General features: G+C 42.1%; 8 protein-coding genes, 1 other RNA gene and 1 pseudogene. 5 read left to right on the forward strand and 5 right to left on the reverse strand.

The features are described 5' to 3' along the window. From ffs to C7B62_RS21765, 5 genes are all read right to left on the reverse strand, one after another. Positions 1–86: signal recognition particle sRNA small type (gene ffs, locus C7B62_RS21745), an RNA gene on the reverse strand; the annotation flags it as partial. A gap of 32 nt (positions 87–118) precedes the next feature. Next, a complete protein-coding gene (locus C7B62_RS21750) occupies positions 119–871 on the reverse strand; it encodes an isoprenyl transferase (RefSeq protein WP_106242265.1) in 753 nt (250 codons plus the stop codon). A 65-nt stretch (positions 872–936) separates the two neighbouring features. Beyond that, on the reverse strand, positions 937–1,854 hold the full coding sequence (gene cdaA, locus C7B62_RS21755) for a diadenylate cyclase CdaA (protein ID WP_106242268.1): 918 nt from the start codon (positions 1,852–1,854) through the stop codon (positions 937–939). A gap of 124 nt (positions 1,855–1,978) precedes the next feature. Next, on the reverse strand, positions 1,979–3,385 hold the full coding sequence (gene lysA, locus C7B62_RS21760; RefSeq protein WP_106242271.1) for a diaminopimelate decarboxylase: 1,407 nt from the start codon (positions 3,383–3,385) through the stop codon (positions 1,979–1,981). A 152-nt stretch (positions 3,386–3,537) separates the two neighbouring features. Next, positions 3,538–4,365: a sulfurtransferase gene (locus C7B62_RS21765; protein ID WP_106242273.1), complete on the reverse strand. Its 828-nt coding sequence runs from the start codon at positions 4,363–4,365 to the stop codon at positions 3,538–3,540. A 104-nt stretch (positions 4,366–4,469) separates the two neighbouring features. Here C7B62_RS21765 and C7B62_RS21770 point away from each other — a divergent pair, with 104 nt between their 5' ends. The 5 genes and pseudogenes from C7B62_RS21770 to C7B62_RS21790 form a co-directional block, all read left to right on the forward strand. Then, complete coding sequence (locus C7B62_RS21770; RefSeq protein WP_106242274.1) at positions 4,470–5,126, forward strand: LuxR C-terminal-related transcriptional regulator; 657 nt, start codon at positions 4,470–4,472, stop codon at positions 5,124–5,126. 82 nt (positions 5,127–5,208) lie between these two features. After that, positions 5,209–5,775 carry a GNAT family N-acetyltransferase gene (locus C7B62_RS21775; RefSeq protein WP_106242277.1) on the forward strand — a complete coding sequence of 189 codons (567 nt, stop codon included), beginning with the start codon at positions 5,209–5,211 and terminating at the stop codon, positions 5,773–5,775. A 102-nt stretch (positions 5,776–5,877) separates the two neighbouring features. Next, positions 5,878–8,349, forward strand: a complete 2,472-nt coding sequence (locus C7B62_RS21780) for an ATP-dependent Clp protease ATP-binding subunit (RefSeq protein WP_106242279.1) — start codon at positions 5,878–5,880, stop codon at positions 8,347–8,349. A gap of 378 nt (positions 8,350–8,727) precedes the next feature. After that, positions 8,728–9,972: an S-layer homology domain-containing protein gene (locus C7B62_RS21785; RefSeq protein WP_106242282.1), complete on the forward strand. Its 1,245-nt coding sequence runs from the start codon at positions 8,728–8,730 to the stop codon at positions 9,970–9,972. A gap of 159 nt (positions 9,973–10,131) precedes the next feature. Continuing rightward, positions 10,132–10,355: pseudogene (locus C7B62_RS21790) on the forward strand (ribosome biogenesis GTPase YlqF); the annotation flags it as partial.

Raw genomic sequence — 10,355 nt, forward strand, 5'->3', positions numbered from 1 at the left:
GATCACGCCTGTGTTAAGCATCCCTTATTGCTGCTGTCTTCCGACCCTGACAAGGTTCGGGCGTTAATACTGCATGAGTCCGAATCATTAACTAGCATAGCATATTTACTGTGATTGATTATTTAACTTTGCCAAAACGGCGATCGCGCTTTTGATAGGTAATTAGAGCTTGATGAAACTCTTCGCGGTTAAAATCTGGCCAGAGGGCGGGAGTTACGTAGATTTCGGCATAAGCAATTTGCCAAAGTAAGAAATTACTAATTCGCATTTCCCCGCTAGTACGAATTAATAAATCGGGGTGAGGAATGCCTTGAGTATAGAGATACTGTTCAAATACTCCTTCGTTAATTTCTGAGCTTTTTAAGTACCCTTGTTCTACTTTAGTAGCGATCGCCTGACAAGCCTGAATAATTTCGTGTCTGCCACCATAGTTAGTAGCCACAGTAAATTGAATACCCTGATTGTTTTTCGTATCTTCCATCGAGCGATCGATTTCTTGTCGGAGAGAAGCTGGTAAATCTTGTAAATTGCCAACAAAGCGAATTTTAACATTCTCGGCTTTCATCTCCTGCAATTCTCGTCGCAGCACCCGTTCAAATAAAGTCATGAGAAACTGGACTTCTCCGTGAGGTCTCCCCCAATTTTCCGTTGAAAAAGCATAAGCAGTTAAAGCAGGAATTCCCCAATCTTTGCAGCAGCGTAACAAATCCTTCAGAACATCTACGCCCTTCTGATGACCAATAATACGTGGTTTGCCCTGGTTTTTAGCCCAACGACCATTGCCATCCATAATCACAGCGACGTGCTGCGGGAGACGGTCTTTACTCAAATCCGTGGGTAACTGTTGCAAAATGATTGGCTCTACGCTCATCTTTTAACACTGAACATTAAACATCGACCACTAAACATTAAATCTATCTAAATTGCCAGGAATAATTATTGCTTCTTGCGAGAATTTGAGGGCAAGAAACGCCAAACCCGCTCAAGCAAAACCTTGCCCTGAAATCCAATTTTGCGACTAAGACGCACAGCATCTCCTTCGGCGATTGGGGTAAATCTTTCTCGTAATAGCTCTTTTAGTTTACTACTGGTTAGGGGTCTATTTAACGTTCCTCTTTCGGCTAAAGAAATTGAGCCTGTTTCTTCAGAGACAACAATACACAAACACTTTTCTACTCGCTCGGTAATGCCCATAGCTGCGCGATGACGAGTTCCTAACTGACGGGAAGCGGTACGCTCTGACAATGGTAGAATTGCTGCTGCTGCCAAAATTCTGGAGCCACTAATTACTACCGCCCCATCGTGTAGTAAGGTAGTAGTTTGAAAAATAGTTTGGATTAGTTCTTTAGAAACCTCGGCATTCAAGCTAACTCCTACAGAAACATAATCTTCGTCTTCTAAAGATCCTGTGGTTTCCATTAAGATCAAAGCGCCTGTACGGTTTTGAGATAGTTCTTTAACCGCTTCAACAATACGGTCGATTACGCTGTCTGGCTGAGTTTTAGGTCTACCGGCTCCTTGAAATAGCTTTAAAATTTCACCGCGCCCAATTTGCTCCAAAAGACGACGAAATTGCGATTGAAAAATTACCGCCATGGCGACAGCCGAACCCAAGACTAATTTTTCAAATAAGAACTTGAGTAACTCTAGCTTTAGTTTTCCGCTGACTACGGTTGCCAACATCAAGATGATAAAACCCCTAATCATCCACAAGCTACGACGTTCACCCTCGCCAATAATTAACAGCAGGGCATAACTTAGGGCTAAGACTAAGCCCAGATCGATGATGTTGATTAAATCTGGCAACCAAGAAAGAATCTGGTTGAAGTCAGGAACCAAACCCGACAATGACATTATGTTAGTTACTCGACTATGAGTGATTAAGGTAAGAAGACAAACCTGGATCAAGAGACTGAATTACACTAAAGAGTATGGAAACCCAGTCACAGTCAATAGTATGCGAGCTTCCATACTAAATTTATTCATGTTTTACCAATCTTTCAGGCAAGCGATCGCGTTCAATTAGATTATGATAGGTTTCCCGCTCAATAATTAAATTAGCTTCTCCTTCATAAACTACAACTGCTGCTGGTCTACCGATACGATTATAGTTTGATGCCATGCTGTAATTGTATGCCCCTGTATCCAGGACTACTAATATATCTCCTGGTTCGGTTTTTGGTAAGGTTGCTTTTTTAATTACTACATCTCCTGATTCGCAGTGTTTTCCCGCTACGGTGACTTCTTCAGTTAGGGGCTCAGACATCCGATTGGCAATTACTGCGCGATATACGGACTGATAAGTAATCGGACGAGGATTATCCGACATGCCACCATCTACCGCCACATAGGTATGAAAATTAGGAATTTCTTTGCGGCTACCAACGGTATATGCCGTGACGCAAGCAGAACCAATTAAGGATCTACCTGGTTCGGCAATGAGTCTGGGTAAGGGTAAACCTGTTTCCTGACAAGCTTTTTCTACTGCTTGACTGACTGCTTTAACCCATTCAGAAATACTTGGGGGGTCGTCTGATTCTGTATAGCGAATACCTAAACCGCCACCAACGTTAAGAGTTGTTACGGGCAAACCATAACTCTGAGCTTTTTGTAGCCAATCTACTAAAACCACTGCTAAATCTTGGTGAGGTTGTCGTTCAAAAATTTGCGACCCAATATGAGCGTGTAAACCAATACAGCTAATGCTTGACTGTTGACTTAAATAAGCAAACACTTCTTCTAGTTGATTTGGATCGAAACCAAACTTACTATCTAAATGTCCTGTACGAATATATTCGTGAGTGTGACACTCAATGCCTGGAGTAAGGCGAATCATAATCGGTACTGGTATGTCGCTGTGATCAGTGGCAATTTGGGTTAAAGTTTTTAACTCTAACCAGTTATCCACCATAATCGTGCAGCCAGCTTCGACGGCTAATTCTAGTTCAGCAGCAGATTTATTATTGCCGTGAAAATAAATTTTGTCTTTGCTTACTCCCGCTTCCAGGGTTGTGTATAGTTCTCCACCTGATACGACATCAAAGCCCAAACCTTCACTGTCAATAATACGGCATACTGCCATACAGCTCCAGGCTTTAGAAGCATAGATGACTAAGGATTCTCCGCCATAGTAGGTAGCAAAACTATCGCGATACTGACTGCAAGCCGTTCTGAGGGTAAACTCATCTAAAACATAGAGAGGAGAACCGTACTGTTGAACCAACAGTTGCAATTCACAACCGCCAATTTCTAGCTGATTATTGCTGTTGACTTGAGCAGTCAGGGGCATCAACTCCTGATTGGGTGAAGGAGGAACTTCGAGACTAGTGATTTGAGGAATGTAACGATGTCCCGTGTTTGGTAAACTGCGATCGGTCGAAAGCATAGTTAGATCTTTATTTGTTAGCGTGTAAAATCATCAATAGTTTAGTTACTTTCTAGTTTACAGTTGTCTAGGAGCAAAACATAGGATAATCGATGATTATTAGTAGCAAATAAAGATCTTGTACTCGTGATGGGAATTAGTTTAAAGCAAAGCTAATTAGCAATAGGAGAATTAGCAAGCTTACTCCATTCATTCCAAGAACCATCATAGTTTTTCACCTCAGGGTAGCCTAATAGATATTTCAGAATAAACCAGGTATGGGCAGACCTTCCTCCAACGGCGCAATAGGGAATAATTAATTTGTTCTGGGCATCTAAATCGCCATAAATCTTTTGTAGGTCACCTGCCGATTTAAAAGTCCCGTCTTTATTGTGAGCTAATTCATAATAAATATTGACCGCACCAGGAATGTGTCCTGCTAGCTCATCTGCTTGAGGTGGTGCTTGTAAGTATATTTCTCCTCGATACTCTTGAGCTGTGCGAACATCAAGTAAAATGCAGTTTCCTTGCTCGATAGATTTTTTCACTTCTGTTGCGGTAATTCTCAAAGTACTGTCTAAGTCAGGAATTGGGTAGCGAGTAGGAGTGACTTGGGTTTTATCTGTAGTTAAAGGAAAACCTTCTTGTTGCCATTTTTGACGACCTCCATTAAGAATTTTGACATTTTGATGTCCCAATAATTTAAGCAGCCAAAAGGTACAGCCAGAGGTTGCAGCATAACCACCATGAACTGTTACTACCGTCATATCATTGGTAATGCCAGAGTCAGATAAAAGCTTGGCTATCAATCTTGGGTCGAGGTTTAGAGTCATATTAGAAGAGAGTTGGGTCATAGCCGACCAAAAAATTGATCCAGGAAGATGACCTCGATCGTATGCTTGAGAATTTAGGTCTATTTCAACAATACGTAGCTTAGGGTCGTCTAGGTGTTTAGCTAACCATTGTGTTGACACTAAAGTTTCGGGGTATGTATAGCTCATGGCAAGAGATCTTTTATATGCTTGTATATTAAAGACATCTTAGAGAGGGTACGACTCGGCTCATAGTCCCCGAAAGAGTACACTTTCATACTCAAACCAGATAGATGACAGACTCCTTAGTAACTCTTTTTAAAGCGATCGCTAATAGTCCGAACGAACAAACCCTGGAGCAAGAAGTAATTCCTCAAATCGGTGCTTATTTCAGCGCTAAACGCTGTCGGCTATTTCTGATTAATCAACTTCCCGCTAAAATATCAGACTTCGGGAAACAAGCCTTATCGCGGGAACATAATCCTGTCTTAAATTATTTATGGGAACATCATGCTCCCGTACATGAAAACATCTTGTTGTCAGCATCTAAGTGGCAAGGAATTTGTCCTCGTTTCGACCATGGTCATGTAATGGCAGGGCCGATTGTTGCTAATGGTTCATTAATTGGCGGTTTGGGAGTTACTCGCGATCGCTTCACCCCTGCTTTCAGCCAGCAAAATATTACCGACATGAGTGGTTTATGTCTACACATATCGACTTTCCTCTTGCAAAAACAACTATCTGCTGTAGAATCTAATTCTGCTGAAATTAAGCTCCTAACTCCTAGGGAAATAGCGATCGCTAAACTAGTAGCTCAAGGATTAACTAACGCCGAAATTGGCAAGAAGCTCTGGATTCAAGAAAATTCTGTTAAGCAGGCCCTCAAGCGCATGTTTCGCAAATTGAATATTTCTTCCCGTACCAGTCTGGTTGCTCTGCTGCTGCAATAAAGTCGCTTCACTCCAGCTATAAGCTGTAAGCTATAAGCTATAAGCTTTTTTGATAATTATCAAGTCAGGTTGAATTTGTGCTGTGAAAAAGATCGCCATTAAATTACTAACTCCCGCTGAAGTACCAGAGATAGTAGAGTTAGATCGAATTTGTCTGGGAGGTCTGTGGACAGAAGCGGCTTATCTGCGAGAAATTGCTAGTGACAAAAGTACCCTCATAATTTTGCGCTTGTGGGAATCCGAGCTTAATAATCAACCTCAAATCATTGGCATGGGCTGCCTTTGGTCAATTGTAGATGAAGCCCACATTACTCTCTTGGGAATTCACCCCGATTTTCGCCGTCAGGGATTAGGGAGACTACTGTTATTTAGCTTGCTTGAAGATGCGATCGCGCGACAGCTAGAACGGGCAACTTTAGAAGTCAATGAACATAATTTAGGGGCGATAAATCTCTATCAAAAGTATGGTTTTCAAATTGCTGGCAGCAGAAAAAATTACTATCAACCCGCAGGAGATGATGCTCTAGTTCTTTGGCTCAAAGGTATACAACAAGATACTTTTAAAACGAATCTACGACAATGGCAAGACCAATTAGGCGATCGCCTAAGTAAAAATTCCTATCATTTAAAGCAAACTAAATTCTGTTAAATTCCTTACCGTATTTCCCGTCCATTCCAGTCGAGTCAGGAAACCAAAAGGCTGTGCTAAAATCACCAATAATAAGGGCATAGCAGGTGGATGGAATAAGACATGTTTGAACGCTTCACAGAAAAGGCAATAAAAGTGATTATGTTAGCCCAGGAGGAAGCACGCCGTCTGGGTCATAATTTCGTAGGGACTGAACAGATTCTCTTGGGTTTAATCGGAGAGGGTACTGGAGTCGCCGCTAAGGTTCTCAAATCAATGGGAGTAAATCTAAAAGATGCTCGTATTGAAGTTGAAAAAATCATCGGGCGTGGTTCTGGCTTTGTCGCAGTAGAAATTCCCTTTACCCCGAGAGCTAAAAGAGTTCTGGAATTATCTCTAGAAGAAGCTCGCCAGTTAGGTCATAACTATATTGGCACTGAGCATTTACTTTTAGGATTAATTAGAGAAGGGGAAGGAGTTGCTGCCAGAGTCCTCGAAAACCTGGGCGTAGACTTGTCTAAAGTCCGCACCCAAGTAATTAGAATGTTAGGAGAAACTGCCGAAGTAGCTGCTGGTTCTGGCGCGACTCAGGGTAGGAATAAAACACCGACTCTGGATGAATTTGGCTCAAATCTAACTCAAATGGCAGGAGAAGGAAAACTCGATCCTGTGGTGGGTAGACAGAAAGAAATTGAGCGAGTTATTCAAATTCTGGGTCGTCGAACTAAAAATAACCCTGTTCTCATTGGTGAACCGGGGGTTGGTAAAACAGCGATCGCCGAAGGCTTGGCGCAGCGCATTGCTAATCGAGATATTCCTGATATTTTGGAAGACAAGCGAGTTGTTACCTTAGATATCGGTTTATTGGTAGCTGGGACAAAATACCGTGGTGAATTTGAGGAACGTCTCAAAAAAATCATGGATGAAATTCGCCAAGCTGGCAATGTAATTCTCGTAATTGACGAAGTACATACTCTAATTGGTGCTGGTGCTGCCGAAGGGGCGATCGATGCTGCTAATATTCTCAAGCCAGCTTTAGCTAGGGGTGAATTGCAGTGTATCGGTGCTACCACTCTAGATGAATACCGTAAACATATCGAGCGAGATGCAGCCTTAGAACGTCGTTTCCAACCCGTACAGGTAGGAGAACCATCAGTAGATGAAACTATTGAGATTCTCTACGGTTTGCGTGAGCGTTACGAACAGCATCACAAGTTAAAAATATTAGACGAAGCCTTAGAAGCAGCAGCCAAGCTGTCGGATCGCTATATTAGCGATCGCTTTTTACCCGATAAGGCGATCGACTTAATTGATGAGGCTGGTTCTCGCGTCCGTTTAATTAATTCTCAACTTCCTCCCGCAGCTAAAGAGCTAGACAGGGAATTAAGAGAAATACTTAAACAAAAAGACGAGGCAGTCAGATCTCAAGATTTCGACCAGGCTGGAGAATTGCGCGATCGCGAAATGGAAATCAAAGAGCAGATCCGCACGATTGCTTCTAATAAGAAAAACGAAGCTGACGACGGTGAAGATAATGCCAACGTTGATGCCGAGGAAATCGCCCACATCGTGGCATCTTGGACTGGAGTACCAGTGAACAAGATCACTGAATCTGAGTCGGAAAAACTAATGCATATGGAGGATACCCTTCATCAGCGCATTATCGGACAGGAAGACGCGGTTAAAGCCACTTCTCGCGCTATCAGACGAGCTAGAGTTGGTCTAAAGAATCCTAATCGTCCCATTGCTAGTTTCATCTTCTCTGGCCCAACTGGGGTAGGTAAAACCGAGCTGACCAAAGCTTTAGCAGCTTACTTCTTTGGTTCAGAAGATGCGATGATCCGCCTTGATATGTCCGAATACATGGAACGCCATACAGTTTCCAAACTGATTGGTTCTCCTCCAGGCTATGTCGGTTACAACGAAGGTGGACAGCTAACCGAAGCCGTACGTCGTCGTCCTTATACCGTAGTGCTGTTTGATGAAATTGAGAAAGCACACCCCGACATCTTCAATATGCTCTTGCAGATCCTAGAAGATGGTCGCTTAACTGATGCTAAAGGTAGAACAGTAGACTTTAAAAATACGCTGCTGATCTTGACTTCTAACATTGGGTCTAAAGTGATTGAAAAAGGTGGTGGTGGTCTTGGTTTCGAGTTTGCTGATGACCAAGCAGAAGCTAAATACAACCGCATCCGTTCTTTGGTTAACGAAGAGTTAAAAAGCTACTTCCGTCCAGAGTTCCTCAATCGTCTCGATGAAATTATTGTTTTCCGTCAGCTTAATAAAGACGAAGTCAAAGAAATCAGCGAGATCTTGCTCAAAGAAGTGTTCCAGCGCTTAACTGAGAAAGAGATTACCTTGGAAGTTACCGATAAATTTAAGGAGCGGTTAGTAGATGAAGGGTTTAATCCCGCCTACGGTGCGCGTCCTCTACGTCGGGCAATCATGCGTCTATTAGAGGATGTCCTGGCTGAAGAGATTCTATCTGGTCGTCTGCGAGAAGGAGACACCGCCACGGTAGATATCGACGAAGAAAATAAGGTTGCGATTGTACCCCAAAAAGAGAAAATAGAATTACTGCCTTCTTCATAATCAATCACAATTAAATTAATAATTTAGGTAGAGATATCACAAGCTCTACTTTTTTTTGGCTGATTGCAGCAATAGTTAAAGCAAAGATGCGGAATAAGCAATATGGCAATATCTTAGTGCAGAGGCACAAATCCAGAAAAAGGCTTTAAAATCAAGTTTTGCTGATTTAGATTGATTTTTGTTAATCGAGATCGCGATCGCTAAGTTTACTAGTACACTTTGAATAAAAATAGCTGGTAAATAATTACCTATTTGCTTGAAATCTAGCCCAGTTCCAGCTTAAAACCTAAAACCTAAAAACGTTAGACTTATATTTTTTGCTAACAGCTAAAACTTAATTTATCTTTTAAACTACCATTATTTGGTAGCCTAAAAAATATGACAAATTCATCTCCTCCAGAACCACCAAATCCCATCCCAGAAAGACGTAGAAGACCAGCAACTGGTGTCACCTTTGACGAACTTATCGCGATTATCGTCGCTTTTTCGACTATTGGTACTATCTTACTTTGGGCTATTGGTGGTAGAAACAATAAGCTGGCGAGCAATCTTGGTTTGAATGGCGATGGGACTCCGTCCACCTTGCGCGATCGCAGTTTGCTCACTTCAGATCGGGCGAATGATACTAGCTTTGGTTTTGGCAACATTTTGTCAAAAGACACCAATGCTGATGCCAGTGTAAGGGAGCAAGAGCTAGAAGCAGAGAATCGTCGATTAACTGCTCGACTGAGGGAACAAGATGCTCCTGTGGTATATATTCCGCCTAATACAACAGTTAATTTACCACCCAAAGTAGAACGGCAATCTATTTCCCTTGATTCTGGGGCTAAACTAGTTCCCTTGGCTGGGGTAGCTACTTTGCCTGGATTGAGAAATCAACCTGGCGAACGCTCTCCAACTAAAGCTGAGAATAAGGTTGAAACTGAACCTCAAATAGGTATGTCAGAAAAGGTCAAGCCTGAAACACAGGTTGCTCCAATCCCTACACCTGTCCAACAAGCTCCAACGGCTGCTCCTGAAACCAAAATACCTCAAGATGTTGCTGTTGATTATTGGGCTTATCCCTTTATTAAGCAGATAAGGGACAAGGGGTTAGTTCCTGACATAGCGAAAAATCAGGAGTTAGAGCCAAATGCTCTAATCACTAGAGCGAGCATGGCAACTTTGGTTAGTCAGGCTTTTGATCAACAGCCTGAAACACAGGCTATTAAGAAATTCAATGATGTCAGTAATAACAATGAGCTGGCTAAGGATATCGACAAAGCGGTACGGACTGGCTTTATGCAAGGCTACTCCAATAACGAATTTAAGCCTTTAGAAAATATTCCTCGTTATCAGGTACTGGTTACTTTAGCCACAGGACTGGGTTTGCAGCCATCACAGGATGCCGACCAAATTCTTCAGCAGTTTGGCGATCTTGCTCAGATGCCAGATTGGGCTAAACAACAGGTAGCAGCAGCAACGGAAGCTGGATTAGTAGTTAACCCGCCTGATGTTGACAAAGGCTCTTTAGCGCCAGAAAGACCAGCAACTAGAGGAGAAGTCGTAGCTATGATCCACCAAGCTTTAGTTAAAACTGGTAAGCTTAACCCTTTAGAGTCTGAATATATCGTTAAGCCATAAAAGTTTTTGAGGCAGTTATTTAATCAGGCAGAAAATAATTTTGGTAATTTACAACCAAAACCCCTAGATTAATTTCAGGGGTTTTTTAATGGGTTAGTTAAGACTGACCAATCCTAAATCCGTTTCATACAGGTTACTTAAAAACAGGTTAATTATCTTATGTCTGCTCCTCCAATTCAGTGGTATCCAGGACACATAGCTAAAGCAGAAAAACAATTAAAAGAACAGCTAGGAAAAGTAGATGTAGTTTTAGAGATCCTTGATGCCAGAATTCCGCTAGCTTCTCACCATCCCCAAATAAATAGCTGGATTGGCACTAAACCTAAAATCACTGTGCTAAACCGCGAGGATATGATTCCTGAAGCGGCAAAACAAGAATGGTT

Origin of the sequence: Pleurocapsa sp. CCALA 161 (assembly GCF_003003995.1) — a bacterium.
GTDB lineage: Bacteria > Cyanobacteriota > Cyanobacteriia > Cyanobacteriales > Xenococcaceae > Waterburya.

What these genes read in the sequence shown, in the direction of transcription:
- C7B62_RS21770 (WP_106242274.1), top strand. Translation starts at nt 4,470, where the DNA reads ATGACAGACTCCTTAGTAACTCTTTTTAAAGCGATCGCTAATAGTCCG.
- lysA (WP_106242271.1), bottom strand. Translation starts at nt 3,385, where the DNA reads ATGCTTTCGACCGATCGCAGTTTACCAAACACGGGACATCGTTACATT.
- C7B62_RS21780 (WP_106242279.1), top strand. Translation starts at nt 5,878, where the DNA reads ATGTTTGAACGCTTCACAGAAAAGGCAATAAAAGTGATTATGTTAGCC.
- C7B62_RS21750 (WP_106242265.1), bottom strand. Translation starts at nt 871, where the DNA reads ATGAGCGTAGAGCCAATCATTTTGCAACAGTTACCCACGGATTTGAGT.
- C7B62_RS21765 (WP_106242273.1), bottom strand. Translation starts at nt 4,365, where the DNA reads ATGAGCTATACATACCCCGAAACTTTAGTGTCAACACAATGGTTAGCT.
- cdaA (WP_106242268.1), bottom strand. Translation starts at nt 1,854, where the DNA reads ATGTCATTGTCGGGTTTGGTTCCTGACTTCAACCAGATTCTTTCTTGG.
- C7B62_RS21785 (WP_106242282.1), top strand. Translation starts at nt 8,728, where the DNA reads ATGACAAATTCATCTCCTCCAGAACCACCAAATCCCATCCCAGAAAGA.